The 24,643-nt window shown below is 62.8% G+C and carries 25 protein-coding genes, 1 other RNA gene and 1 pseudogene; 8 read left to right on the top strand and 19 right to left on the bottom strand.

Features of this window, described 5'->3' with window-relative positions; translation table 11 throughout:
• Position 1: 1 nt before the first annotated feature.
• Positions 2-469: an SRPBCC family protein gene (locus AB1E34_RS16120; protein ID WP_372573360.1), complete on the bottom strand. Its 468-nt coding sequence runs from the start codon at positions 467-469 to the stop codon at positions 2-4.
• Between the two features lie 39 nt (positions 470-508).
• Positions 509-1,480, bottom strand: a complete 972-nt coding sequence (gene nudC, locus AB1E34_RS16125; RefSeq protein ID WP_372573361.1) for an NAD(+) diphosphatase — start codon at positions 1,478-1,480, stop codon at positions 509-511.
• Between the two features lie 148 nt (positions 1,481-1,628).
• Here nudC and ffs point away from each other — a divergent pair.
• The 4 genes from ffs to AB1E34_RS16145 all read left to right on the top strand — a co-directional run bounded on the left by ffs (position 1,629) and on the right by AB1E34_RS16145 (position 4,195).
• Positions 1,629-1,727, top strand: an RNA gene (gene ffs, locus AB1E34_RS16130) — signal recognition particle sRNA small type.
• A 131-nt stretch (positions 1,728-1,858) separates the two neighbouring features.
• Positions 1,859-2,509, top strand: coding sequence for a histidine phosphatase family protein (locus tag AB1E34_RS16135; RefSeq protein WP_372573362.1), 651 nt, complete (start codon positions 1,859-1,861; stop codon positions 2,507-2,509).
• Between the two features lie 13 nt (positions 2,510-2,522).
• Entirely contained in the window at positions 2,523-3,137 is a 615-nt protein-coding gene (locus tag AB1E34_RS16140; protein WP_372573363.1) for a glutathione S-transferase family protein, read from the top strand.
• Between the two features lie 2 nt (positions 3,138-3,139).
• Positions 3,140-4,195, top strand: coding sequence for a saccharopine dehydrogenase (locus tag AB1E34_RS16145; protein WP_372573364.1), 1,056 nt, complete (start codon positions 3,140-3,142; stop codon positions 4,193-4,195).
• A gap of 12 nt (positions 4,196-4,207) precedes the next feature.
• Here AB1E34_RS16145 and AB1E34_RS16150 read toward each other — a convergent pair whose 3' ends face one another.
• From AB1E34_RS16150 to AB1E34_RS16175, 6 genes are all read right to left on the bottom strand, one after another.
• Entirely contained in the window at positions 4,208-4,525 is a 318-nt protein-coding gene (locus tag AB1E34_RS16150) for a DUF3775 domain-containing protein (RefSeq protein WP_372573365.1), read from the bottom strand.
• A gap of 68 nt (positions 4,526-4,593) precedes the next feature.
• Positions 4,594-5,325: an SDR family NAD(P)-dependent oxidoreductase gene (locus tag AB1E34_RS16155; protein ID WP_372573366.1), complete on the bottom strand. Its 732-nt coding sequence runs from the start codon at positions 5,323-5,325 to the stop codon at positions 4,594-4,596.
• Complete coding sequence (locus AB1E34_RS16160) at positions 5,322-5,906, bottom strand: DUF3833 domain-containing protein (RefSeq protein WP_372573439.1); 585 nt, start codon at positions 5,904-5,906, stop codon at positions 5,322-5,324. Before AB1E34_RS16160 ends, AB1E34_RS16155 begins: the two co-directional genes overlap by 4 nt.
• A 2-nt stretch (positions 5,907-5,908) precedes the next feature.
• Positions 5,909-7,150: an MFS transporter gene (locus tag AB1E34_RS16165; RefSeq protein ID WP_372573367.1), complete on the bottom strand. Its 1,242-nt coding sequence runs from the start codon at positions 7,148-7,150 to the stop codon at positions 5,909-5,911.
• 2 nt (positions 7,151-7,152) lie between these two features.
• On the bottom strand, positions 7,153-7,914 hold the full coding sequence (locus AB1E34_RS16170; protein ID WP_372573368.1) for a DUF1365 domain-containing protein: 762 nt from the start codon (positions 7,912-7,914) through the stop codon (positions 7,153-7,155).
• The gene (locus tag AB1E34_RS16175; protein ID WP_372573369.1) at positions 7,911-9,209 is read right to left on the bottom strand and encodes an NAD(P)/FAD-dependent oxidoreductase; all 1,299 of its coding nucleotides are present in this window, start codon (positions 9,207-9,209) and stop codon (positions 7,911-7,913) included. The genes AB1E34_RS16170 and AB1E34_RS16175 overlap by 4 nt, the downstream gene beginning before the upstream one ends.
• A 272-nt stretch (positions 9,210-9,481) precedes the next feature.
• Here AB1E34_RS16175 and AB1E34_RS16180 point away from each other — a divergent pair, with 272 nt between their 5' ends.
• A complete protein-coding gene (locus tag AB1E34_RS16180) occupies positions 9,482-9,997 on the top strand; it encodes a sigma-70 family RNA polymerase sigma factor (protein ID WP_372573370.1) in 516 nt (171 codons plus the stop codon).
• A 6-nt stretch (positions 9,998-10,003) separates the two neighbouring features.
• Complete coding sequence (locus tag AB1E34_RS16185) at positions 10,004-10,654, top strand: ChrR family anti-sigma-E factor (RefSeq protein WP_372573371.1); 651 nt, start codon at positions 10,004-10,006, stop codon at positions 10,652-10,654.
• A 50-nt stretch (positions 10,655-10,704) separates the two neighbouring features.
• Here the strand turns inward: AB1E34_RS16185 and AB1E34_RS16190 are convergent, their stop codons facing one another.
• The 3 genes from AB1E34_RS16190 to mutL are packed head-to-tail and all read right to left on the bottom strand — an operon-like array spanning position 10,705 to position 14,204.
• Positions 10,705-11,097 carry a VOC family protein gene (locus AB1E34_RS16190; RefSeq protein ID WP_372573372.1) on the bottom strand — a complete coding sequence of 131 codons (393 nt, stop codon included), beginning with the start codon at positions 11,095-11,097 and terminating at the stop codon, positions 10,705-10,707.
• Positions 11,098-11,112: 15 nt separating this feature from the next.
• Positions 11,113-12,351 (bottom strand): DNA recombination protein RmuC, encoded by a 1,239-nt coding sequence (locus tag AB1E34_RS16195; protein ID WP_372573373.1) that lies wholly within the window; start codon positions 12,349-12,351, stop codon positions 11,113-11,115.
• On the bottom strand, positions 12,348-14,204 hold the full coding sequence (gene mutL / locus AB1E34_RS16200; protein WP_372573440.1) for a DNA mismatch repair endonuclease MutL: 1,857 nt from the start codon (positions 14,202-14,204) through the stop codon (positions 12,348-12,350). Before mutL ends, AB1E34_RS16195 begins: the two co-directional genes overlap by 4 nt.
• Positions 14,205-14,695: 491 nt before the next feature.
• Between mutL and AB1E34_RS26125 the strand changes: the two are divergent.
• A pseudogene (locus AB1E34_RS26125) lies at positions 14,696-14,839 on the top strand (CBU_0592 family membrane protein); the annotation flags it as partial.
• A 101-nt stretch (positions 14,840-14,940) separates the two neighbouring features.
• Here AB1E34_RS26125 and AB1E34_RS16210 read toward each other — a convergent pair.
• The 7 genes from AB1E34_RS16210 to AB1E34_RS16240 form a co-directional block, all read right to left on the bottom strand.
• Positions 14,941-16,245 carry a M16 family metallopeptidase gene (locus tag AB1E34_RS16210; RefSeq protein ID WP_372573375.1) on the bottom strand — a complete coding sequence of 435 codons (1,305 nt, stop codon included), beginning with the start codon at positions 16,243-16,245 and terminating at the stop codon, positions 14,941-14,943.
• Complete coding sequence (locus AB1E34_RS16215) at positions 16,242-17,552, bottom strand: M16 family metallopeptidase (RefSeq protein WP_372573441.1); 1,311 nt, start codon at positions 17,550-17,552, stop codon at positions 16,242-16,244. The genes AB1E34_RS16210 and AB1E34_RS16215 overlap by 4 nt, the downstream gene beginning before the upstream one ends.
• 159 nt (positions 17,553-17,711) lie before the next feature.
• A complete protein-coding gene (locus AB1E34_RS16220; protein WP_372573376.1) occupies positions 17,712-18,227 on the bottom strand; it encodes a DUF3035 domain-containing protein in 516 nt (171 codons plus the stop codon).
• A 51-nt stretch (positions 18,228-18,278) separates the two neighbouring features.
• Complete coding sequence (gene lspA, locus AB1E34_RS16225; RefSeq protein WP_372573377.1) at positions 18,279-18,767, bottom strand: signal peptidase II; 489 nt, start codon at positions 18,765-18,767, stop codon at positions 18,279-18,281.
• A complete protein-coding gene (purH, locus tag AB1E34_RS16230) occupies positions 18,767-20,356 on the bottom strand; it encodes a bifunctional phosphoribosylaminoimidazolecarboxamide formyltransferase/IMP cyclohydrolase (RefSeq protein WP_372573378.1) in 1,590 nt (529 codons plus the stop codon). Before purH ends, lspA begins: the two co-directional genes overlap by 1 nt.
• A 22-nt stretch (positions 20,357-20,378) precedes the next feature.
• Positions 20,379-22,118 (bottom strand): heparinase II/III family protein, encoded by a 1,740-nt coding sequence (locus tag AB1E34_RS16235; protein WP_372573379.1) that lies wholly within the window; start codon positions 22,116-22,118, stop codon positions 20,379-20,381.
• Positions 22,119-22,192: 74 nt separating this feature from the next.
• Positions 22,193-23,458, bottom strand: coding sequence for an RsmB/NOP family class I SAM-dependent RNA methyltransferase (locus tag AB1E34_RS16240; protein WP_372573380.1), 1,266 nt, complete (start codon positions 23,456-23,458; stop codon positions 22,193-22,195).
• A gap of 91 nt (positions 23,459-23,549) precedes the next feature.
• Here AB1E34_RS16240 and AB1E34_RS16245 point away from each other — a divergent pair, with 91 nt between their 5' ends.
• Entirely contained in the window at positions 23,550-23,732 is a 183-nt protein-coding gene (locus AB1E34_RS16245; RefSeq protein ID WP_372573381.1) for a DUF1674 domain-containing protein, read from the top strand.
• A gap of 36 nt (positions 23,733-23,768) precedes the next feature.
• Here AB1E34_RS16245 and AB1E34_RS16250 read toward each other — a convergent pair whose 3' ends face one another.
• Positions 23,769-24,563: a M15 family metallopeptidase gene (locus tag AB1E34_RS16250; RefSeq protein WP_372573382.1), complete on the bottom strand. Its 795-nt coding sequence runs from the start codon at positions 24,561-24,563 to the stop codon at positions 23,769-23,771.
• Positions 24,564-24,643: the final 80 nt, after the last annotated feature.

Consider the following 24,643-nt stretch of genomic DNA (forward strand, 5'->3'; position numbering starts at 1 on the left):
TTCATTGGAACCGGGTCTGTCGGCTTTCCATATCCCGGGCAAATTCACCCAACCGTTTCTTGAACCGCCGGTTCAGATTGCGGCGGGCCAGTTTCAGCGACTGTACAAACAGCCGCGCGGGCAGCGTATTTGGCCGCAGCTTCAGCTTAAGATGCAGGCGGGTCCGCTGCGGGGACAGGGGCATCAGCTCGACCAGCATGGTGCTTTCGATGCCCTTGGTCGAGGAATCAACCTGCATCAGATTCGGCCTGTCATACCGGCATAGCACCAGATGCAGATTGCGTGGCTTGCCGCGCAACTGGAACGCCGCCTGCCATTCCAGTCCTCGCATCACCCGCGAGTGATCGTTCAGCCGCCGCACATCGATCCCGCGCCGGATCGCGTTGCGCTCGAACGTATCGAACTCCGACAGCATGTCGAACACATCGCTGATGGGTGCTGCAATATCCTCGGTGCCTGTGATCTGCATACGGGGTCCTGCTGAGTTCCGGTTTCGCCGAGTCTTGCCTCAATCCAGCGTATCCGCAAGCCAGTTACGGATCAGGAAATGCGCGATCGAGCCTGCACGCGCGGGTTTGATCTCCGGGCTCTCTCCGGCAAAGACCTGCAGCATCCCCGATTTCGACACCCAGATCGCATCCTCGATCTCGGTGGGATCGATGGTGATCTCCCGCGACAGCGCCTCGCCCGCGCAACCGATCATCAGCGAGGCCGGAAAGGGCCAGGGCTGGCTTGCCAGATAGGACACCTGCCCCACCGGCACGCCCGCCTCTTCCGCGACCTCGCGGCGCACCGCGGCTTCAAGCGTCTCGCCAGGTTCCACAAAGCCCGCAAGCAGCGAATACATGCCATCCGGCCACCCCGGCGAGCGCCCCATCAGCACCGAATCCCCATGGGTGATCAGCATGATCACCACCGGATCGGTGCGCGGGAAGTGATGACCGCCGCAGGCCGGACAGGTGCGCTGCCAGCCGCCTTGCACCATCTCGCTTTCTGCGCCGCAGCGGGCACAGAACCGATGCGTTTCATGCCAGCTGAACAGCGCCCGCGCAGTGGCCGCCAGCTCCGCCTCACGCGGGTTGAGTGCGGTCATCATCCGGCGCAATTCGCAGAATACCTGCCCCTCGGGCAAATCGGGATGCTGTTGCTGGCTGGGGTCATGGAAGGCGCCAACTGTCTCCATCTCTGCCGCGTCCGGTGCCCAGTCCGAGATGTCACAGGCGAAATGCGGCGTGTCATCTTCGGCAGTGCCCAGAAAGATCGACGGCGTCGAAGCCGTTGATATCAGAGCATGATCCGGATCTACATGCGGCAGGACCTGCTCTGCGTCGGGCTGCATCAACACCTTGCCACGCCAGAGCAGATGATACCGTGCGCCCGCATGCCGCGCCAGATCTGCCAGCGCTGTCGGGTCCGTGCGCTGATGCGCGGAGCGGTTGAGGCCCGACCCGCCAAAGGTCACCTGTTCGGCATGTTTCATGATGTGTCTTCCTGATCGAGATCAGCGACAGGGCTGCCACTTCTGCCCGTCAAGAGCAACGGGTTTGTCATAGCGGCCCTGAAAAACCACCCCTGCACAGCAGAGACACGGGCTTGCCAACCTTGCCCAACGCGCCTATATCGGCGCTTGAGAGGTTGGCGCGGGCGAGCGCCTCGCCAACCTGGTCAGGTCCGGAAGGAAGCAGCCACAACGAGCCCCGCTTGGGTCGATGTCCAACCTCTCACTTCTCCGAATAGAAAGAACGGGCTGAACTGACATACGCCCTTTCCGTGCGATGCAATGCGTATCGGACGCAGATCACATATGGCGCAAATCGCCCGGCTGTCCTAAGACGGGCCAAACCGGAGAGCCGCAACCATGTCTCATATCACCCTCGTCCGTCACGGGCAGGCCAACACCGCAGCCCGCGACGAAGTCAGCTATGACAAGCTCAGCCCGTTGGGCCATCAGCAAGCCAGTTGGCTGGGCGCGCATCTGCGTGATACGGGCAACCACTACCCCCGGGTCTATTGCGGCACGCTGGTCCGCCATATCGAAACCGCCGCCAGCATGGGGGTCGCCGACCCGGTTCGGGATGTGCGGTTGAACGAGATCGAGTACTTCACTCTTGCAAAACTGCTGGAAGAGCAAAAAGGCGTGGTCGTCCCGAAAGATCGCGAGGGTTTTGTCGATCACCTGCCACTGACCTTCGCCGCCTGGGAAAACGATGAGATCGACAGTCCGCCCGAAACCTTTACCGAATTCGAAACCCGGGTGCGCAGCGTGCTGGCCGAGATCAGCCAGGGCAGCGGCCCGGCCATTGTGGTGACCTCCGGGGGCCTGATTTCGATGGCGATGCGGCAGGTGCTGGGACTGGATACCCGATCGATGGCGCGGGTGGCTCTTGCCATCATGAACACCTCGCTGCATCGTCTGCACACGATCGGACCGGATCTGAGCCCGGTTCTGTTCAACGCCATTCCGCATCTGGAAGCACCGGATCGGCAATATGCGCAGACCCATCTCTGAGGAGGTCGCTGACATGCAACTCTACTACGCGCCGCGCACCATTTCGGTGGCTGTGGCCATCGCGCTGGAAGAAGCTGGTCTGCCCTATGAGGCGATCAAGCTGGATTTCGCGGGGGGCGAACAGACCGGGGCCGCCTATCAGCAGATCAACCCCAAAGGCCGGGTGCCGGCGCTGGCGGTCGAGGGTGGCATCCTGACCGAAACCGGCGCGTTGCTGGATTATGTGGCCGCGCTGGCACCGCAGGCCGGGCTGGTGCCCGACGATGCGGTTCTGGCCGCCCGGATGCGCGAGGTGATGTATTACCTGGCCTCGACCATGCATGTGAATCACGCCCACAAAATGCGTGGCCATCGCTGGGCCGATCAGGAAAGCAGTTGGGAAGACATGAAGGCCAAGGTGCCTCAGACCATGAATGACTGCTGCGCCTATATCGAGGCCAACGGGCTGCGCGGGCCTTTCGTGCTGGGCGAGCATGTCAGCCTTGCCGATTGTTACCTCTATGTGGTGTGCAGCTGGCTTGAGGGGGATGGCGTCGAGGCCTCCGCCTATCCCAAGATCACCGCGTTCCGCGACGCCATGGCCGCCCGCCCTTCGGTGCAGGCCGTCACCGCCGCCGGAATGCTCTGACCATGACACATCTCTGGGTCCGCGCCGAGCAGCGCGCAAATGAGGAACGTGTAGGGCTGACCCCCGATGGCGCGGCGGCACTGATCGCAACCGGGATCGAGGTCACCATCGAGGCCAGCGACACTCGCGCGATCCCCATCGACGGCTACCAGCAGGCGGGCTGCGCCATTGCTGCGGCCCATAGCTGGCCGCAGGCACCGCAGGACGCGATCATCTTCGGACTCAAAGAACTGCCCGAAGATGGCACGGCTCTGCCCCATCGCCACATCATGTTTGGCCATGCGTTCAAGGGCCAGGGCGCGGGCCGCGCCCTGCTGCAACGGTTCAAGGCGGGCGGCGGCACGCTCTATGATCTGGAATATCTGGTGGATGAGGATGGCCGCCGCGTTGCCGCCTTTGGCTATTGGGCCGGATATGCCGGGGCGGCGGTCACGCTCAAGGCATGGGCGGCACAACAGCACGGCGCGATTTGCGGCCCGGTCGGCACCTATCATAGCAAGGATGCGTTAAGCACAGCATTGTCATCCGAGCTGGAGGCGACCGGTAAGCCGCGCCCCTCGGCCATTGTGATCGGCGCGCTTGGCCGGGTCGGCAGCGGGGCGGCTGACCTCTGCGAGGCGATGGGGGTGCAGGTCACGCGGTGGGATATGGCGGAAACCGCCAGTGGCGGGCCATTTCCCGAAATCCTCGATCATGATCTGTTCCTGAACTGCATATTCGCGCGGCCCGGCACGCCGGTCTTTGTGCCGCGCGCAGCGTTGGAGGCCCCGCGCCGCCTGAGCGCAATCGGCGATATCGCCTGCGATCCCGACAGCGACTATAACCCGGTGCCGGTCTATAACCGCGCCACCGGTTGGGAGCAGCCGGTGCTAAGGGTCGCACTCGATCCTGTGTTGGATGTGATGGCGATCGACAACCTGCCCTCGATGCTGCCGGTCGAGAGTTCGGAGGATTACGCTGCGCAATTGCTGCCATCGCTGCTGGCGCTTGACCGGATCGACACAGGGGTCTGGGGGCGGGCGGAACAGGCGTTCCGGCACCATCTGGGCGCGCTGTAGCGCACCCCGCCGTCACATCAGATCATTTTCGACATCTTCGGCAGAGATGCCGAGCGCATCCAGCCCATTCTCCAGATGATCCGACAGGTGCGGTGTTCCGATCAGATAGTCAGCACAGGGGGTAGAGGCCTCTGCCTTGGCGGTGCGGATCGCTTCTCCCAGTTCCTCAACATCGAAACTGTCGCGCCCGATCCACATGATCGCGACCAGTTCGGCCTGCTCATCTTCGCCCATCCGGTCGATAAAGGCCCGCAACTCACCCTCGGCACGCCCCAGCTCGCGCGCCATCATTGCCACCTGCGCCACCTTGCGCGCTGAAATTTCCAACATCTGCATCGCTCTCCTGTCCGCGTGATCTGATCGATTCCAATCAGGGACGCGCCACGCGGTCTTTGATCTTACGCAAATAGGCGGAAATAGAGCCAGTCGGGCAGTAGTTGTCCCAGCCGGAACAGCCAGGCGAAGGGAACCGGAAAGGCGCGCTGGAAATGATCGGTGTTCATGTGATCGAACATGATCTGCGCGGCGCGCTCAGGCTCCATGATCGCAGGCATTGCGAAATCGTTCTTTTCGGTCAGCCGGGTGCGGATGAAACCGGGATTGGCCAGTTGCACATCAATGCCGGTCTTGCGCAGATCGGCATAAAGCCCCTCGGCCAGCACCATGGTCCCCGCCTTGGACGCCGCATAGCCCACCGCGCCCGGTAGGCCGCGATAGCCCGAAAGCGAGCCTGTCACCACGATATGGCCCGCATCCCGCGCCACCATCGGCGGCACGGTCACGCCGAGCACCCGCACCAATCCGGTGAAGTTGATATCCGCCATCGCATTGGCCTGAAGATAGTCCCAGTCCTGCGCCGCCATCGGCCAGTAGACACCCGCCAGAAACACCACGCCATCAATCTCACCGATCTGAGCAGCGGCCTTGCGCACGCTGTCATCGTCCGAGACATCCACCGGTACCACCTCGGTTGGACCAGGCAGGCCCGCAGCCAACGCCTCAAGCCGGTCGGTTGAGCGCGCCGACAGGATCAGATGCGCGCCGCTGCGACTCATGATCCCGGCCAGCGCCGCGCCCAGCCCTTCGCTGGCACCCACCAGCCAATAGCGTTTTCCGGCCCACTCTCTCACGCGGCGTCACGCTCCTCTATCTGGATCTCAAGAGGGCGCATCGTGGCGACCAACTCTGCCACCTGAATGCCGAATTTGCGGAATTGCGAGCGGTTCACGATGGTGCCGTTGGGGGCCAGGTACATCCAGTCCACCACGTCCAGCACATGCGACCCGGCGCTTTCGGGCAATTGAATGCGATAGCGCAACTGCACGGCAGAACCGCTCTGCCGCCCCTCGCCGACACCGATCACATCGGGCGCTGTGGCGCGGATGCGGCCATCCTCGTCCAGTTCCAGCGACCATTCCCGGTCCTGCGTATTGCCGCTGTCATAGCGGAAATGTTCGCGCATCACGCCGCGATTGCCCTGCCAGTTGGCATCAAAATCCCCCACAAATCGAGAGGTCACGCGCCCTGTCGGCCCATAGATCACGCCTTCGCATTGAATGGGACCGTTGAGGTGTTGGCGCAGATCAAAATCGGGGCCTTGCGAGATATAATCATCGGGGCTTTGCGACAGGAAGGACATGAAACGCCGTTTCGCAAAGCCGAGCGCCAGCACAATCGCGCCGCCCAGCACCATATAGAGGATCGCCTCCATCATCAGTTTCCTTTCAGATCGGTGGCCGCCAGCAACGCCAGCGCGGCCAGTTTGAGGACGCAGGGCAGCCCGGCATAGAACAGCGACAACAGGCGCAGCGCCGCGTCGGTGTTGTCCATGCCCGAGCGGAACCCGGCATATTCGAGCGCCGGCAGCAGCGCGACAGCTGCGATGGCCAGCGAGAATTTCGACACGAATGCCCACAGGCCGAACCCTTCGGCGGCGGTGGGCGAGATTTTTGCCATCCGGGTGGCAAAAAGCGCGGGCAACAGCGTCAGATCCGCGCCAAGAGCCGCGCCCGAGAAGACACAGATCACTGCAAAAGCCGTCACATCCCCGGCCCCTAAAGTGATGGCAAAGCCGAAAGACAGGATCGACAGGCACATGCCCGCGATCAACGCGCGTTTGCCGCCCCAGGCCTCGGCCAGCTTGCCCCAGATCGGCGCGGCGCAGGCGGCGCAGAGGAAGAAGAGCAAGAGCAGCGGGCCTTCCGCGCCCGGTGCCGCCAACCGACTTTCGACAAAGAACAGAAACAGCGTCGAAGAGACCGCCACCGGGGCCGCGTTCAGAAACGCGATCACCAGCAACCGTCGCGCGATGCGGTCGCGCAGTACCGGGGCAAAGCCGGTGGATTTGCGTAGTGGTCCAGCACCCCATTCGGTGCGCATCGCCCAGCCCGCAAGGCAGGCCAGCAGCGCAAAGCCCAGCGCAAATCCGGCAAAAGGCTGATCTGTCACCGCCGCCAGCCCGACCGGCGCGATGGCAGCGGCACAGACGCCCAGAAGCGCACCGGTCTCGCGCCAACGCGCCAGCCGGATATGTCCCATCCCGTCCATATGATCCGCCTTGCTGACGCCCTGGGCGTAGAAACAGATGGTCAGAAAGCTGAAGGCAGAGAATACAATCGTCAGCATCAGCGCGAACCACAAGAGTGGCGCCAAAGGTGGGGTGACCGCAAACAGCCCCACCATCGCACTCGCCAGCGCCGCCACGCCCACGGCCACCGCAACCCGACGGTGATGCCGCAGCCGTTCGGCCAGCCAGCCCAGCGCCGGGTCCTGCACCACATCCAGCAGGCGCAATCCGAACAGGACCGCGCCCAGCGCGGTCAGGCTCACGCCATAGCTGTCGACAAAGAACTTCGGCGCATGGATATAGAGCGGCAGCCCCGCCGCCGACAGCAGCGCAGCAAAGAGGGCATAGGCCCCCAGCCGCTCTGACCCCTGGATATCCGTGCGCGCCATGCTCATCCCCGGCTCACATTCGGCTGATGCGGTTCCGGCTCGCGCCGGAAGGTCGCGCGTTTGACCCAAAGCTTGATCGCCTGCCAATGGATCAGCGCCATCACACGCCGCGCGCCGAACGGGCGGCGCACAGCTGACCACAGGATCGCCCGGTTGGTCAGAGGTTGGCATCGACCCGTCAGCGTGGCAATCAGCCCGCCTTTCTCGCGGCCATAGTCGATCCAGACACCAATCCGCGCATCGCTGATGTCGAACCGGAACGTGTAGCCGCCCTCGCGCGGCTGGAAGGGCGAGACATGCAGCAGCTTGGTTGCCGTCAGCCGGTCGCTGGGCGCGATCCGCGACAGATCGGGCTTGTGGCAAAGATAGCTGTGGCGGGTCCCGAACGTATTGGTGACCTCGGCCACCACGACGGTCAGATCGTCCTGATCGTCATAGCACAGCCAGAAGCTGACTGGGTTGAACACATAGCCCAGCACGCGCGGATGCGTCAGCAGCGCGATCCGTTTGGGCTGCGGTAACTGGTATTCCCCGAACACGCGGCGTAGCCATATAGCGCCCTCGCCTCGCTTGGGCGCGCCGCCGTGGTCGCGGGTGCGATAGCCCATCAGGCTGGGGCGCTTGCGTGAGAACAGCACGGGGGCAAGCTGATCCTGTTCGGGGTTCAGCAGGATGTAATCCAGCGAGTACCGGAACCCGTTCTGCACCGCGCCCTTGCGCCCATGAAAGGTATGGGCCGGGATATGTTGGACAGCCCCGGTCATTCCGCCGCCATGGGTGTCATCGCGACACGGTTGATGCCTTCGACCACATTGACCGCACTGGCCAGACCGTCCTCATGGAACCCGTTGCGCATCCAGGCACCACAGAACCAGGTGGCCGCCGTCCCGTTGAACCCGGCGATCTTTTCCTGCGCCGCAAGAGCCGCGGTATCAAAAACCGGATGGCGGAACGTAGCCTCTTCATAGATCAGCTCTTCGCGGATGCGGCGACGCGAGTTCAGCGTCACAAAAAGCGGGTCCTCCTTCGGGATTGGCTGCAGCAGGTTCATCCAATAGGTCAGGTCGATGCGATCAGATTGCGGCTTCGCGTCCTCGGTATGGTTCCAACTGGCCCAGCATTTTTGCCGGCGCGGCATCAGAGAAGTATCGGCATGCAACACCGCATGGTTGGGCTGATAGCGGATCGCGGACAAGGCCGCCTGCTCACGCGGCGTCGCATCCGCGAGCAGCGCCAGCGTGTCATCGGAATGGGTGGCAAAGACCACCTCGTCATAAAGCTCCCACTCTGCGCCGCTTGTCTTGACCAGCGGCCCAAGCGAGCTGCGGCGCACCCCGTCAATGGGCGCGCCCAGACGCAGCGACACCCCCTTGCGCTGCATGGCAAGTTGCAGGCGGCGGACATATTCGACCGAGCCGCCGCGCACCGTGTACCATTGATGCTGCCCGTCATAGTTCAGCAGCGCGTGGTTCTCGAAGAACCGGATCATCGCCCAAGCCGGGAAATCCAGAATCTTGTCCTTCGGCGTCGACCAGATCGCGCCCGAGAAGGGCTCCAAGTAATATTTGCGGAACCACTCGCCGGTGCCCAGGCGTTGCAACAGCTCACCAACGGTAATGTCGCGGTCCTGCGCATAGCGCGCGGCATTGGCGTTGAAATGGAACAGGTCGCGCACCATACGAAGGAAGCCGGGCCGCGCCATGTTACGCCGCTGGGCAAACATCGCATCCGCCCCGTGCAACGCATATTCCACCGCACCGCCCCGCGCCGAAACGGCAAAGCTCATGTTGCTCTCGGCAACCGGCACATCCAGCTTGCCAAAAAGACCGATCAGGCGCGGATAGGTGGCGCGGTTGAACACGATAAAGCCGGTATCGACAGGCTGGTCTCCGTTTTTGCCTGCAATGACCGTTCGGGCATGGCCCCCCAATCGCCCTTCGGCCTCATAGAGCGTGACGTTATGGGTATCGGCCAACAGGTTGGCCGCGCCCATCCCCGAGATACCACCGCCGATGACGGCGATCTTCCGGGGGGCGCCCGCAGAGTGTTCAAATGGCATATTATGTGTTTCTCCGACACTATTCCGTTCCTTGTGAGCATTACGATTGATCGACGGCTTCGGATGAAAAGAAAATCTTTTTTATCCGCGCCTGTGATCCGACTTGGGCTCGCTTGCGTAACCTGTTTATGTTCGCCGAAGTGGAAACCGTTGAAACATGTGGCGCGGCTGAGGCCGTCCAGCAGGTTATGCGGAAAAGGAAAACGAGTGTCCGCAAGGGAAAAGCAGCGGTGAACAGGGAAGACGATGGTTGCAAACCACAAGGGGAGTGGGTGGCCCATGTGCTGCGCATACGAAGCGCGCAGGACAAGACCGCCTTTGCCGAGCTGTTTCGGCACTTTGCCCCGCGGGTAAAAGCGTTTCTCATCAAGTCCGGCTCGACCCCGAGCCAGGCCGAGGAATGCACCCAGGAGGTGATGGCCACCCTGTGGCACAAGGCGCATCTGTTCGATCCGTCCCGCGCGTCCGTGGCCACTTGGGTCTATACGATCGCGCGGAACCGCCGGATTGATCTGTTGCGCAAGGAACGCAGGCCCGAGCCCGAGGATCTGACCTGGGGCCCCGAGGCCGAGCCGGACCAGGCCGATATCGTCTCCCTGCAACAGGAAACCGCGCATCTGCGCGAGGCGTTGAAAGCCTTGCCGCAGGCGCAGCGGGAGTTGATCGAAAAGGCCTATTTCGGCGATCTCAGCCATCGCGAAATAGCCGCCCAGACCGGGTTGCCGCTTGGCACGATCAAGTCTCGGATTAGATTGGCGCTGGACCGACTGCGCCATGCGATGAAGTGAACGAAGATGAGCAATGAGATCAAACATCATCTGACCGACGAATTGCTGATGGCCTATTCTGCGGGCACATTGCCCGAGGCCTTCAACCTCATGGTCGCCACTCACCTGTCGCTCTGCGACACCTGCCGCGCGCAGGCCGAAAGCTATGACGCGCTGGGGGGCTGTATGTTGCAGGACGCGCCGGACAGCGTTGATATGGCCGATGGCGCGCTTGACGCGACTTTGGCCCTTATTGCCGGTGGCCCAGCGCCTGACGCGCCCACTCACCCCTCCTGTGACGTGCTTCCTGCCCCACTGCGCGATTATGTCGGCGGCGGCGTCTCGGACATCAGATGGAAGCCCGTGGGGATGGGGGTGAAACAGGCCATCCTGCCGACCTCCTCCGCAGCCTCTGCGCGTTTGCTGTTCATCCCCGCCGGAGCCGCCATGCCGGATCACGGGCATAAGGGCATGGAACTGACCATGGTGCTGCAGGGGGCGTTCTCGGACGAGATCGACCGGTTCGCCCGAGGCGATGTCGAGATCGCGGATGAAGATCTTGAACATATGCCGGTGGCTGATATCTCGGCCGACTGCATCTGCCTCGCGGTGACGGACGCGCCGTTGAAGTTCAACAGCCTGATCCCGAAGCTGGTGCAGCCATTCCTGCGGATCTGACCGGCTCGGCAGAACCGGGTTGCTTCAGAAAGCCGACATAACCGGTTCAATTACTGACCGGTGCCTTTGGGGGCATCCAGAGCCCTCTGGCTGCGCATTACCGCCTCGATATTGTGACCGTCCGGATCAATCACGTAGCTCGCGTAATATCCCGGCCCATAGTGATCGCGCGGCCCTGGCGGACCATTGCAGGTTCCGCCACTTGCAAGGGCGATGCAGTGGAATTTGTCGACCTGCCCCTTGGAGCGCGCAGAAAACGCCAAGTGCAACGGCGCGATGTCTGCCTCGGTTTCGGCGAGGCCAAAGACCCAGCTCGTATCACCAAATCCAATGACCGGACCGTCTTGCAACAAGAAACGATACCCAAATGCATCCAACACCGGTTCGTAGAATGCGCGGGCACGCGCTAGGTGCCGCACCGGAATATTCACGTGATCGATCATTCCGGCACCGGCCCTCTAAACGTCTGACTGGCTCAAAGGGACAACGTTGGACGTATCCTCAGCAGCGATTTCTTCAAAATCGAAGTTGTCCAGTCGCTGCGCCCGGCGGCCCGCCTTCTCGGCGCTGATCTTGATTTCCGAGATATCCTTGGCCGCCTGCCCGAAATGCCGGTCCAGATTGCCAACCCGGTCGCCCAGCCGCTCCACATCCTTGTGCAAGAGCCCCAGTTCCTTGCGGATCGCCCCCGCCTGTTCGCGCATACGGGCATCTTTCAGAATGGCGCGCATCGTGTTCAGCGTCGCCATGCAGGTGGTGGGTGAGACGATCCAGACCCGCTTGTCGAACCCTTCGCGCACCACATCTGGGAAATTGGCGTGCAACTCGGCATACACCGCCTCTGACGGCAGGAACATCAGCGCGCCATCGGCGGTTTCCCCGTCGATGATATATTTCTCTGAGATAGCCTTGATATGGGCGCGCAGCGCCGTCTTCATCATCCGTGCCGCTTCCTGCAATTGCGTCTGGGTCTCGGCCGCGCGCAGCGCCTCATAGGCCTCCAGCGGGAATTTGCTGTCGATCACGATAGGTCCCGGCGGGTTCGGCAGGCGGATCAGGCAATCGGCGCGCTTGCCGTTCGACAGCGTGTGCTGCAGCGCATAGCTGTCGGCAGGAAGCGCCTTGGACACAATGTCGTTCAGCTGAATTTCCCCGAACGCCCCGCGGGTCTGCTTGTTCGACAGGATATCCTGCAGTGACAGCACATCACCGGACAGTTTGGTGATATTGTCTTGCGCCTTGTCTATGGTCGCCAACCGTTCCTGTAGCTGCGTGAGCGAGGTGGCCGTCTGTTTCGACGAACCATGCAGCGTTTCCTTCATCCGCTCCTGCATCTCGGTCAGGGCCCGCTGCGCGCGCATGGCGTTGTCGGCCAGCCGGTCGTTCATATGCTGCTGTACATCGGACAGCCGCGCCTCGACCGTCTGGATCACCTGCACCTGCGCATTGGCCTGCGCGTCCGAGACATGGCTAAGCCCGCCGCGCAACTGCTCTTGCCCCTGACCCAGTTGCTGCACGTGCTGACCCAGCACCGCCATTTGCTGCGACAGGGGGGCTGCCATGCGGGCCGAGCGGTTGGCGGCGCGCAGCGCCAAAAACAGCAGCACGATCATGAGCAGAGCCAGCGCTGCCCCTCCTCCCGCAGCCAGCACAGCCGGGTCATCCAGAGAATATTGAGTACCGTTGATCTCGATCATGTGCGTCCGAACAGCCGTTCGATATCGGCCAGTTTGAGTTCGACATAGGTTGGGCGGCCATGGTTGCACTGGCCGGAATGAGGCGTCGCCTCCATCTCGCGCAAGAGCGCGTTCATCTCTTCGCCCCGCATCCGGCGGCCCGACCGGATCGAGCCATGGCAGGCCACCCGGCTCAGGATCGCCTCGATCCTGGCCTGCACCATCTGGCTCTCGCCCTGATCGGCCAGCTCATCGAGAATGTCGCGCAGCATCGCCTCGGCATTGACCTCGCCCAGTATGGCCGGGGTTTCGCGCACCGCCACCGCCGAGCCGCCAAAGGCCTCGATCGTCAGGCCCAGCTTTGCAAGCTGTTCGCGCGCTTCCAGCAAGCGGGCACAGTCACCGGCGCTGAGTTCCACGATTTCGGGGATCAGCAGGGCTTGCGCCGCAACGCCGTTCTCCGCCATCTGGTGCTTCAGCTTCTCATAGACCAGCCGCTCATGCGCAGCATGCTGGTCGACGATGACGATACCATCCTCGGTCTGGGCGATGATGTAATTTTCATGCACCTGCCCGCGCGCCGCGCCCAGAGGCAGATGCTCTTCCACCGGTTCACCCTGTACCGGCGCTGGCGTGACGGCGGCAGGCTCGGCAATCCGTCCGCTAAAGGCTGACGATAGGTCGGCGAAGCCCGGTGCCTGCGCCTCATACGCCGCGCGGCGGGCTGAGGGCGAGGGGCGGTCCATTTGATAAACCCGTGCCTGCGCAGGTTGCTCGGGCCGCATCGCCCCCAAGGTCGCCCCTGCCACAGTGGTCGAGGCCCGATGCCCGGCCTCCGCCAGCGCGGCCCGTAACGCCGAAACGATCAGCCCGCGTGCAATGCCGGGATCGCGGAACCGCACCTCGGATTTGGCGGGATGCACATTCACGTCCACCAGCGTGGGATCGCAATCTATGAACAGCGCCGCCGCCGGATGCCGGTCGCGGCTCAGGAAATCGAAATAGGCCGCCCGCAGCGCGCCGGTCAGCATCTTGTCACGCACCGGGCGGCCATTCACGAACAGGTATTGCGCCACCGCCGCGCCGCGCGAATAGGTCGGCAGGGCGGCATAGCCGAACAACCGGATACCGTCCCGCGTCGCGTCGATCTTGAGCGCGTTCTCGGCAAATTCGCGGCCCAGAATGCGGGCCAGCCGCGCATGCAGCGCATCAAACAGATCGCCATTCTCGCGATCGGCGCGGAAAGTGATCCGCCCCTCGCCCCCGCCCGAGACATCGCGCAGGGTGAAGCCCACGCCGGGCTCGGCCATGGCCAGCCGTTTGACGGTGTCACTGATCGCCTGCATCTCGGCCCGGTCGGAACGCATGAACTTCAACCGCGCGGGAGTGGCAAAGAAGAGATCGCGCAATTCGGCCACGGTGCCACTGCGCAACGCGGCGGGTTTGACCGGCTCGGTCCGACCGCCGGATACGGCGATCACCGCCGCCTCATGCCCGGCAGCGCGACTGGTCAGTGACAGGCGGCCCACGGCACCGAGCGAGGGCAACGCCTCGCCCCGGAAGCCGAATGTATGGATGTTCAGCAGATCGCTGCCGTCGATCTTGGAGGTCGCATGCCGCGACATCGCCAGCGGCAGATCCTCGGGCGTGATGCCGCACCCATCGTCCGTCACCCGGATCAGGGTCTTGCCGCCATCGGCAATGTCGACCGCGATCCGATGCGCCCCGGCATCGATGGCATTCTCGACCAGTTCCTTGACCGCCGAGGCGGGGCGTTCGACCACCTCACCGGCGGCAATGCGATTGATTGCGCCTTCATCCAACTGCCGGATAACGGGTTGCTCTTCGCTGATATTGGGGTTCGGATGCGCCATACCGCTAAACCTAGCATAGGCCCACACGATTCTGCCATAGGCTTGGCCAAGACGAAGAACGCCCGGTTCCGTGTTCTGGGTCAGCCGGATCGGGGGGTGATCAGGCGACACCGGAGCGAACACGGCAACCGGGCTCATCGTGAGTGGTGGAAAGAAGCGCAGCTGCGCTCCTGCCCTGTCTTTGAATGTAGGGCGACATGTTGGACCGGGAAACCCTCATTTGGGTCTAGCGGCGGTTTATGGCCGGAATAATGCGGGATTCTTGCCGAAAGGGCGCGCGATTGCGCACTCAGGCGGGACACATATCCATGACCAAAAGGCGCACGGGCAGAATCCGGGGCCACATGGCCGGGCACGGTCAGCCGCACCCGGATTTGCCGAAACCGGTTCAATTGTTAATAATACGCCCGTTAACCACGCGAAATCCCGAGGCCTGCGCAATGGACTAACTGCCGATTCTTTCAACCCAAGAGATCGCGCAGGCCACCGGTGTGTTCGGGGCCGGGCTTTATATCTGCGCCTATTTCCTGTTGCTGTTCGGCCTCATCAAGGGACAGGGGTTTATCTATCCCTTGATGAACCTGCTCGCCGCCGTAAGCGTGCTCATCAGCCTGACCACGCATTTCAATCTGGCCTCGCTGATTATTCAGGCCTCGTTTGTCACCAACTCGCTGTTTGGCATGACGCGCGTCTATTTTCTGACACGCGCCGTGCGTTTCACAGCGGCAGAACGATTCTATCCGTCCAGCCCAACCGGTTTTCCGACAACCGTGAAATGCAGCCCCTCTGGGTCAAGCAATTCACCGGCCACACGGTTCACATCCGCGAGCGTTACCGCGTTGACCTTGTCGTTACGGGTGGCGATATAGTCGATTGGCAGATCGTCCATCTGCATCCCGGCCAGAATCGAGGCGATCCGCGAATTGCCGTCAAAGCGTAGCGGATAGGCCCCGGTCAGATAGGTCTTGGCATCATCCAGTTCTTTCTGGGTGACGCCATTGTCGGCGATATCGGCCCACTGGTCGCGCACCACCGTGATCGCCTCGGCGATCCGATCATTGCCCGAGGCGACCGAGCCCATATAGACCGAGGCCAAATCCTTGGGCACCAGATAGGAATAGACCCCATAGGTCAGCCCGCGTTCCTCACGCACCTCGCGCATCAAACGGCTTTCAAGCGATCCGCCACCCATGATCTGGTTCAGGATATAGGCGGCGAAGAAATCCGGGTCATGCCGGTCGATGCCTTTCTGTCCGAACAAAGCCACCGATTGCGGCGTGTCGAATTCGACCACGCTGACGCCGCCATCGATGGTCACATCCGCCTTGCCCGGAATCGGCGCGCCGGTTTCGGGGAAGTCAGCCAGCAGTTGATCCAGCAGGATGCCCAGTTCCTCGGCCGTGATATCGCCCACCGCGCCAACAAAAAGCCGGTCGCGGGCAAAGACGCCCTCATACGCAGCGACGATGTCGTCGCGGGTCAGGGCGCTCACGCTTTCGATCGTGCCCTTGCCATTGGCGCCATACGGGTGATCGCCATAGGCCATCTGCGAAAAGGCCAGGCCGGCGATGTCATTGGGGTTCTTGGCGTCCGAGCGCAGCCCCGACAGCACCTGCGCGCGCACCCGTTCCACCGCATCGATGTCAAAGCGCGGCTGATGCAGCGTCTTGCGCAGCAGATCGGCCACCTCTTCGCGGTTTTCGGACAGGAACTGCGCCGAGATCGATACGGTATCGTCGCTGGCATCATAGTCAAACGAGGCTGCCAGCGCCTCCAACTCGCGCGCATAGGCCCGCGCATCCAGATCGCCGGCCCCCTCTTCGATCAGCCCGGTCATCAGATAGACCGCGCCGCGCTTGTCAGGCGCATCCAGCGAAGTACCGCCCCGGAACCGGAATTCCAGCGCAGTGAACGGGATCGAGTGATCTTCGACCAGCCAGGCCTTGATACCCTTGGGCGAGGTCACTTCCTTGATCTCGACCTCGGCCCAGGCGGGCAGCGCCAGCAACAGAATCAGACAGGTTGTCAGAAACGCTCTCATTGGGTGACCTCCTCATCGCGCATCAGCCAGCCGGTGACCGAGGCCTCGGGTTGCAAGACCTCGCGGGCGGCGGCGATGATTTCCTCGCCGGTCACGGCCTGCAGCAGATCCGGCCATTCCTGCACATCCTCAACGGTCAGGCCACTGGCCAGTGCCCGGCCATAGCGATTGCCGATCCCATCCACATTGTCGCGCGCATAGACTTGGGCGGCGCGCAGCTGCATCTTGATCCGCTCCAGATCATCCTCGTTCACGCCAGCGGCAATGAAATCGGCCACAGCCTGATCCATCGCATCTTCTGCCTCTTGCAAGGAGACACCTTCGCTCGGGACCACAAACAGGCTGAAGGTGGTGTCATCCATCGAAACCCCGCCATAAGACGCGCCCGCATAGACCGCCTTTTTCTGATCAAATTGCAGCGTTTCGTTCAGGTAAGACGTGGTGCCACCGCCCAGCAGTTCCGAGAGCAGATAGAGCGCGGCGGCGGTTTTCTGATCGCTGGGGTTGCGCTCCGGCGCGAGGTAGCTGCGCTGCACATAAGGCTGCGCCACACGCGGGTCCTTGTAGGTCAATCGCCGCGCCGCGGTCTGCGGCGGCTCTTGCGAGCGCAGACGTTCCGGCAGGTCGGGATTAGCCGGGATCGCGCCATAGTGTTTTTCCGCCAGCGTGCGCACCTCTTCGGGATCGACATCGCCGGTCACCACCAGGATCGCGTTATTGGGCGCGTAATAGGTCTGATAGAAGGACAGCGCGTCGTCCATATCCAGCTCTTCCATCTCATGCCGCCAGCCGATGATTGGCACGCCATAGCGATGGTTAAGGAATTGCGCCGCCCGCATCTGCTCGCCAAAGAGCGCGCGGGGGTTGTTCTCGGTACGCTGGTTGCGCTCTTCGAGGATAACATCGCGCTCGGTGTCAATGTCGCGTTCGGTCAGACGGATGTTGCGCATCCGGTCCGCCTCCATCTGCATCATCAGGTCCAGCCGATCCGCCGCCACACGCTGATAGTAGGCGGTGTAATCAAACGACGTGAAGGCATTGTCCCGCCCGCCATTGGCCGCCACGGTTGCCGACAGCTCACCCGAGGCGAGCGTATCGGTTGCCTTGAACAGCAGATGTTCCAAGAAATGCGCCACGCCGGACGAGCCCACAGGCTCATCCGCAGAGCCCGCGCGATACCAGACCATGTGCTGCACGACGGGCGCGCGGTGATCTTCGACCACAACCACGTCCATCCCGTTATCCAGGGTAAAGGTGGTCACGGCTTCGTCTTCGGCGCTTGCCCAGACCGGCAGCATCAGCACCATCGCAGCCCCGCCAACAAGGGAACGTATCATTGGGTGTCCTCCATCCGGCACAGACCCACGGGCGGCATCCGCCCGGACCACGCCATGTGTTCCAGCTTGCGCACAACCTACGGTGCAATGACGGCTGTTCAAGCCGAGATGGCAGAAAATTGAGGTTTCTTAACGAACTTCAGGGGGCGACGAGGGGGTTTCACGCCCGGCACGGCGAAACGCCTCTTCGGTGGCATAGGGGTTAATCGCCTGATTGTCATAGACTTCTCCGTAGCGATCGACCTTGAAAAGCCGGATATTGGCCAGACGTCCCTTGCGGCGGCGGAAATCGGCATCCTCCTGCGCCAGAACCTCGCGGGTGTTGGCGGGCACACCGTAGCGGCTGGCAGTCCGCACCAGAGCGGCATCCGAAGATGGAACCGCGCCCGGCTGCAGCGCCGATGCGCGACCGCCCAGCGCCTCGACCGCATCGGCGACCGGGGTTGGATCGGTCAGATTCACACCGCCCGGCGTGGGGGCGGGCAGAACCGCGTAATCCTGCGGCGCGGTCAGTGGCTTGACTGGCAGAACGGCAAATTCATCCGGCCCCGGTCCGGGTGCGCGAATGACACGCAAACCCTTGTCAGAGCACGCCGCCAGAGCAAAAACGCTCGCAATCATGATCGCGCCCAGCGGACCCCGCATGGTCACCTCCTGCCTGTTTGGCCGGTGTTGTAGCCCATTTGCCGCACCGCGTCACGAGGCCTTTTTTGGTGATTTCTTACTGCCATCGAACAGGATCAGCCCAAAGGCCCCGGCAAAGATGAATACATCCGCGATATTGAAGACAAAGGGATTGTTGATCCCGCAGCAGGACATGTTGAGGAAATCCAGCACATAGCCATAAAGAACCCGGTCCACGACATTGCCCAGAGCCCCTCCGATCAGCAGCCCGGCGCTGACCTGTGTGATCCAGTTGCCCGGCGCGCGGCGCAACCAGAACAGCACACCTGCGCAGATGACAAAGGACAACCCGATCAGCACCCAGCGCGATGCATCACTGTCGCCCTGGAACAGACCGAAATTGATGCCGCGGTTCTCGCCATAGCGGAAGTTCAGGAACGGCGGCAGCACGTCGATGCCGCCCAGCCGGTCCACCTCCATCACGTGCACCACCCAGTATTTGCTGAACTGGTCCAGTAGGAAGGCCGCAAGCGCGGCCCATATGATACGCGCGCCCGGCATCAGTGACGGAAATGCCGCATGCCGGTAAAGACCATGGCCAGACCGGCCTCGTCGGCGGCCTTGATCACCTCGTCATCGCGCATCGACCCGCCGGGCTGGATCACGCAGGTGGCACCATTGGCGGCGGCCTCAAGCAACCCGTCGGCAAACGGGAAGAATGCGTCCGAGGCCACGGCAGAGCCTTTGGCGAGGCTTTCCGGAAGCTCCAGCGCCTCGGCCATGCGCTGCGCCTTGACGCCCGCGATGGTGGCGCTGTCCAGACGGCTCATCTGACCGGCGCCGACGCCCACGGTCTGACCAGCCTTCACATAGACGATGGCGTTGGATTTGACATGTTTCGCGACCTTCCAGGCAAAGAGCAGATCAGCCATCTGTTCATCGGTTGGCGCTTTCTTGGTCACCACCTTCAGATCACCCATATCGCGGTGGCCGACATCCTTGTCCTGCACCAGCATCCCGCCCGAGACCTGACGGGTGGTGAAGGCGCTGTCCTGCGGATCGGGCAGACCATCGGTCAGAAGCAGGCGCAGGTTTTTCTTGGCGGCAAAGACCTCAACCGCCTCGTCTGAAGCTCCCGGCGCGATTACCACCTCGGTGAAAATCTGCACGATTTCGCGCGCGGTGTCGGCGTCCAGTGGCATGTTCAGGGCGATGATGCCGCCAAAGGCCGAAGTGCGGTCGCAATCGAACGCTTTCTGATAGGCCTCTTTCAGCGACGCGCCGCGCGCCACGCCACAAGGGTTGGCATGCTTGATGATCGCCACGGCGGGACCCTGTGCCGGGTCGAATTCCGAGACCAGTTCGAAAGCCGCATCGGTGTCGTTGATATTGTTGTAGCTCAGCTCCTTGCCCTGAACCTGTCGGGCGGTGGCGACGCCCGCGCGGGCAGAGCCGTCAAGGTAGAACGCCGCCTCCTGATGCGGGTTCTCGCCGTAGCGAAGCGTCTGGGCCAGCCGACCCGCCACCGCGCGACGGCGCGGGGCCTGAAGGTTCAGCGCGCCCGCCATCCAGTTCGACACGGCAGCGTCATAGGCAGCGGTGCGGGCATAAGCGTTCTGCGCCAGCCCCTGCCGGAAGGCATAAGAGGTCTGACCGTCATTGGCCTCAAGTTCGGCCAGCAGCGCATCGTAATCCTCGACATCAACAACCACGTTCACAAAGGCATGGTTCTTGGCCGCCGCGCGGATCATCGCCGGGCCGCCAATGTCGATATTCTCGATGCAGGTGTCATAATCGGCACCCTTGGCCACGGTTTCCTCGAAAGGGTAGAGATTCACCACCAGCAGGTCGATCGCACCGATTCCGTGCTGTTCCATCGCGGCCACGTGCGTGTCGTTGTCGCGCAACGCCAGCAGGCCACCATGCACCATCGGATGCAAGGTCTTGACGCGACCATCCATCATCTCTGGAAAGCCCGTCACCTCGGCCACATCGCGAACCTCCAGTCCCGCCTCGCGCAGCGCCCTGGCCGAGCCACCGGTGCTGAGCAACTCCACGCCCCGCGCAGACAGCGCCTTTCCCAGGTCGATCAGTCCGGTCTTGTCGGATACGGACAGCAGCGCGCGGCGCACGGGGTGAAGGTCGGTCATATGGTCTTGGTCCTCTTGCGGATCAGTCGAATTGCGGCTCATCCCGGTTCAGGTCGCGAATGGCAATCGCCGTGTCCTGCGCCTTGCTCAGCGTCCACCGGATGCGCGTCGCATACCCCATTGCGCGCCCGGATAGAACAATCTGTTTTGTCGCGCGCGGCTGCAAACGACCTTTTTCCAGATAAACGCTTGGGGCCAAAGTCAATTTATGCTGGCCATCATGGCGAAACACCCAGATCTCGCCGCTTTTCAGCGCCATGGACACCGCCGCGCCGCCCAGATCGACCGCCGCATCCACATCCGGATGCAGGTGCAGGCGCACATCAAACCCGATTCCCGCCAGTTGCGCCGCATCCATCGCCTTATCGAAACGCCGCTTGGCCGGGTCGCTCATCGCCAGCAGCATATCCTCACCCGCCAGCCCGCGCCCATCAAAGGACAGCTCCAGCGTGCGGGCATGGGTCAGACCAAACACCGCCTCATACCCGTCATGCCCACCCTCAAAGCACAGCCCGTCGGGCAGATCGGACAATTCCACGACAACGTCGCGAGGGCCGGAGATCAGCGCCTCGTTGCCGGAGCCACGCTCGGGCTCGGCCAGACGCGCACTGGAATAGCCGTCCAGACAAAGGGTTGAATGCGATGGCGTCGCCCGCCCGGCGCGTCGCCATTCAGGGCCATAGCTGTCGCCCGCGCCGCAATTCACGATCAGCGGACGGCGTCCCGAGGTCAACTCGAACGCCAGGGTCGAGGCATGCGCCTTATAAGAGGCCCGCCCCGAGGGGGGTGCGCTGGCATCAACAATCACGCTGGTGCGCCCGCCGGCGAGCCGGGCAAAGCCCATCGCCAGCCGGTCGAAAGGTGTTGGCTTGGTCTGGCTGGCCGCCAACGCGTGATCCAGCCTCCCATCGACGCCGCTGCCACCACCGTGGAACCGGGCCAGGCTGCCATCACTATGGCGCAGGGTTCGCAGGCTGGGCGCGATCCGCAGAATGGCCGCCGCGTGATCGGCCCCAACGCCGCGCCCGGCCTCTTGTAGCGCCGCCGCCGCCCAGGTCAGCAGCGTGAACACCTCCAGCAATTCCTCGGGGTTGCGAGTTGGCAATCCGCCCTGCGCGTCGATCTGGCTGCGGCAATCCTGCGCCAGCGCCCGAATTGCCGGATCGGCAAGCTCTTCCAGCCCTTCCAATGCCAGCGAGGCATAGATCAGGCCGGTCAGTGCCTCGAACCGGGGCAGGCCCGGCGGCGCGGATTTCCAGCATCGGGACAGAAACCAGGTCTGATGCGAGAGCGAGCGAAAGAATGCGTCGCTTTGGTCCGGCTCGACCCCGCGCAGCAGGAACAACGCATGGTTTATCCAGCGAATCACACGGCGCCCGGTCAGCTCAGGCGTCCACCCCGGTCCGCGGCCGCGCCCGTGATGCTCGATCCAGCCCCAGAGCCAAGCCTGCGCCTTGGTCCGCGCGCGAACGTCGCCCACGGCGGCCAGATCGTCGAGCCAGGCAAACCCGTGCCGTTCCTCTTCGAAGGAGGGGTTGGGCGAGGCGACCTCCCACAGCCCACTGTCGCGCGATTCAACCAGATATCCGGCAAAAAGCAAATTGCCCGCCAGCAATTGCCGTCCCCGGGCGAACACCCCAACGGTGCGCGGCTCGGGTTGCGATACGAATCCAGTTACCGCCGCGCGCCGCTGACTCAGCCGCGCGTAGAAACGGTTCTGGAACCGTGTCCAACGGCTCGCCATCGTATCGGAACTGGACATGTTCACTGCCTCTCACGCTCTTTGGCGTTTGTCGCAGAGCTTAGCGGTTCGGGCAATGCAAGTCACCGGTGATCTCAGCCTCGGCTCGCTTTGCGCAGGCAGGCGATATAGAACCCGTCCATCCCACCGCGTTCGGGCCAGTAATCGGGACGCAGGCGCAGCCCGCCCTCCTGTGTTATCCAGCCGGGATCAACGCCGGGCAGATCAAGCGCCGCGCGGTCCACACTCAGATCAGGGAACTGCGCCAACATCTCCTCGACCTGCACCTCGCCCTCGTCCGGCAGCAGCGAGCAGGTGCAATAGACCAGCCGCCCGCCGGGTTTCAGCAGCTTGTAAGCATGGGCCAGCATCTGCCCTTGCAATTCAATCAATTCGCCAAATTCCGACCCGTCCTTGGCGAACGGCAGATCGGGATGCCGCCGGATCGTGCCGGTCGCCGAACAGGGCGCATCCAGCAGGATCGCGTCATAGCGGCCCTGATGTTCCAGCGCGTCGCCGACTATCAGGTCTGCGCTTAACCCGGTACGGTCGAGATTCTCGCGCACCCGCCGCATCCGTGCCTCGGAGATATCCAACGCGGTGACATCTGCGCCCTGCGCCGCCAGTTGCAGCGTCTTGCCTCCCGGAGCGGCGCAGAGATCCAGCACAGCCTCGCCGGGTTGTGCGGCCAACACCATTGCTGGCAGAGCGGCGGCTGCATCCTGCACCCACCAGTCCCCTGCCCCATAACCGGGCAGCGCGGTCACCTGGACCGGGCCGTCAATCCGAACCGATCCGGTCGGCAGCGCGGCCCCGTCCGGCGCTGTGGCACCAGGTTTCAGTGTCAGGTCCAGCGCCGCACCGGTGAAATGTGCCCGCTCCATTCCCGCCACCGCTTCTGCGCCCCAGGCCTCGACCAGCGGAGCGCGCAACCATTTCGGCAGGCGCGGCACGCGCAACAGTTCCCAGTGTTTCGACGTATCCACCGCCACCTTGCGCAGCACCGCATTGACTAACCCTTTGAGTCGCCCGTGACGGCGGGATCGCGCGGTGATCTCGACCATGGAATTGACCACCCCATGGGCGGCCTCGCCCCCAGCCAGTTCCACAACCCCCAGCCGCAGCGCGTTCAGCACCGGCAGCGGCGGTTTCTTCTGCAAGTGCTTGTTCAGCATCCGATCGGCCCGCTCCAACCCGCGCAGGGTATCCAGCGCCAGACGCTGTGCCCGTGCGCGGTCTTCGACGGCCAGCCGGTCCAGCGCGCCCGCAGCCAGGCACTCCGACATCAGCCGATGCTCGCCCAATATCTGATCCAGCAGATAGATCGCGCTCTGGCGCGCCCGTGTCGCGGTGTCGTTCATGCCCCTGATCCCGATCTGTGACGCCATGCCCGCATTGCCACGGGCAGAGGCGGGCGTATATCAAGGCCCAGACCGGAAAGGAACCCAAGGCATGAGCGAGACCAACAAAGACCTCCCCCCCGCAGCCCAACGCGCCCTGGCCGAGGCAGAAGAGCGCCGCCGCCTTGCCGCCGCCGAGGACAAACCCAAGCCCAAGGAACTGGGCGGCCGCGACGGGCCGGAACCCGTGCGCTATGGCGATTGGGAAAAGAAAGGGCTGGCGATCGATTTCTGAGGTGACGCCGCCCGGCGAACAAAGTCGCTCGTTAGCTCATCCCAAAGGCTGGCAATAGCCGTACCACGCCGGACCCGTAGGCGTGTTTTTGGGTCGCGTATTATGTATGTACATCTGGTTCCCGAAATCAAAATGCCAGTATTCTGCCGGGTAATTCACAAAACCGGCATCGGTCATCGCCCAGTAAAGCAAGCGGCGGTTCGCCAAAGCAGGATTGTCGGGGGCTGCCCGGCCCGCCAACAAGTCTCGTTCAAGATGATCGGTATGGGCCACAACACTCAGATCGTCAAAAGCCGCCCCCATATCCAGCAAGTCGCCGGTATCGCGCGACCGCAGTACGACATCGATAGAGGCGCCCGTGGAATGGGTCGGCCAAGTCGTCGGGTCGACTGGATCGAAACGGCGCGGGTCCGAGCTGTATTGGCTGGTCAACGCTTCCAACTCGGATGTGGAAAGCCTCGGATGGTCTGTTGCAACCTTTTCCAACGCCCAGTTCCACAAACCCCGTTGCGTGGAGACAGGGCGGTACGCGTCATAAACCACAAGTTCACAGCCAGATTTTGCAAGAGCTTCATTTGCCTCTTGCAGCATCGGCACGAGGCTTTCCCTGCACAACATGTTCGGCAGGCTACCATCAATCCTTCTTCCATAGGGCGGGTTCGAACCATCTGAGAGGTAATAGTAAGGTACAACCTCTACGCCGTGTGACCCAATATCAACCAATGCTTCCATGGCACGGGGGTCTGAACCGTCGAAACCAATATCGTGATAGCCGCGTGCGTCCCGCTGTTCGCGATGAATAGGTATCGGCTTCAATTCGGTAATGTCCACGCGACCCACACTCCTCAGCTAACTTGTGACCAAGTGGGACGGTATGGAAGAGCAACAAATTGAACAAGTAAGGGTTATGC

The organism is Ruegeria jejuensis (assembly GCF_041537905.1).
Classification (GTDB): Bacteria; Pseudomonadota; Alphaproteobacteria; order Rhodobacterales; family Rhodobacteraceae; genus Ruegeria_C.

Excerpts from the sequence above, each read along its gene's own strand:
- AB1E34_RS16120 (WP_372573360.1), bottom strand. The coding sequence starts at position 469 with ATGCAGATCACAGGCACCGAGGATATTGCAGCACCCATCAGCGATGTG.
- nudC (WP_372573361.1), bottom strand. The coding sequence starts at position 1,480 with ATGAAACATGCCGAACAGGTGACCTTTGGCGGGTCGGGCCTCAACCGC.
- AB1E34_RS16135 (WP_372573362.1), top strand. The coding sequence starts at position 1,859 with ATGTCTCATATCACCCTCGTCCGTCACGGGCAGGCCAACACCGCAGCC.
- AB1E34_RS16140 (WP_372573363.1), top strand. The coding sequence starts at position 2,523 with ATGCAACTCTACTACGCGCCGCGCACCATTTCGGTGGCTGTGGCCATC.
- AB1E34_RS16145 (WP_372573364.1), top strand. The coding sequence starts at position 3,140 with ATGACACATCTCTGGGTCCGCGCCGAGCAGCGCGCAAATGAGGAACGT.
- AB1E34_RS16150 (WP_372573365.1), bottom strand. The coding sequence starts at position 4,525 with ATGTTGGAAATTTCAGCGCGCAAGGTGGCGCAGGTGGCAATGATGGCG.
- AB1E34_RS16160 (WP_372573439.1), bottom strand. The coding sequence starts at position 5,906 with ATGGAGGCGATCCTCTATATGGTGCTGGGCGGCGCGATTGTGCTGGCG.
- AB1E34_RS16165 (WP_372573367.1), bottom strand. The coding sequence starts at position 7,150 with ATGGCGCGCACGGATATCCAGGGGTCAGAGCGGCTGGGGGCCTATGCC.
- AB1E34_RS16170 (WP_372573368.1), bottom strand. The coding sequence starts at position 7,914 with ATGACCGGGGCTGTCCAACATATCCCGGCCCATACCTTTCATGGGCGC.
- AB1E34_RS16175 (WP_372573369.1), bottom strand. The coding sequence starts at position 9,209 with ATGCCATTTGAACACTCTGCGGGCGCCCCCCGGAAGATCGCCGTCATC.
- AB1E34_RS16185 (WP_372573371.1), top strand. The coding sequence starts at position 10,004 with ATGAGCAATGAGATCAAACATCATCTGACCGACGAATTGCTGATGGCC.
- AB1E34_RS16190 (WP_372573372.1), bottom strand. The coding sequence starts at position 11,097 with ATGATCGATCACGTGAATATTCCGGTGCGGCACCTAGCGCGTGCCCGC.
- AB1E34_RS16195 (WP_372573373.1), bottom strand. The coding sequence starts at position 12,351 with ATGATCGAGATCAACGGTACTCAATATTCTCTGGATGACCCGGCTGTG.
- mutL (WP_372573440.1), bottom strand. The coding sequence starts at position 14,204 with ATGGCGCATCCGAACCCCAATATCAGCGAAGAGCAACCCGTTATCCGG.
- AB1E34_RS16210 (WP_372573375.1), bottom strand. The coding sequence starts at position 16,245 with ATGAGAGCGTTTCTGACAACCTGTCTGATTCTGTTGCTGGCGCTGCCC.
- AB1E34_RS16215 (WP_372573441.1), bottom strand. The coding sequence starts at position 17,552 with ATGGTGCTGATGCTGCCGGTCTGGGCAAGCGCCGAAGACGAAGCCGTG.
- AB1E34_RS16220 (WP_372573376.1), bottom strand. The coding sequence starts at position 18,227 with ATGCGGGGTCCGCTGGGCGCGATCATGATTGCGAGCGTTTTTGCTCTG.
- lspA (WP_372573377.1), bottom strand. The coding sequence starts at position 18,767 with ATGCCGGGCGCGCGTATCATATGGGCCGCGCTTGCGGCCTTCCTACTG.
- purH (WP_372573378.1), bottom strand. The coding sequence starts at position 20,356 with ATGACCGACCTTCACCCCGTGCGCCGCGCGCTGCTGTCCGTATCCGAC.
- AB1E34_RS16235 (WP_372573379.1), bottom strand. The coding sequence starts at position 22,118 with ATGTCCAGTTCCGATACGATGGCGAGCCGTTGGACACGGTTCCAGAAC.
- AB1E34_RS16240 (WP_372573380.1), bottom strand. The coding sequence starts at position 23,458 with ATGAACGACACCGCGACACGGGCGCGCCAGAGCGCGATCTATCTGCTG.
- AB1E34_RS16245 (WP_372573381.1), top strand. The coding sequence starts at position 23,550 with ATGAGCGAGACCAACAAAGACCTCCCCCCCGCAGCCCAACGCGCCCTG.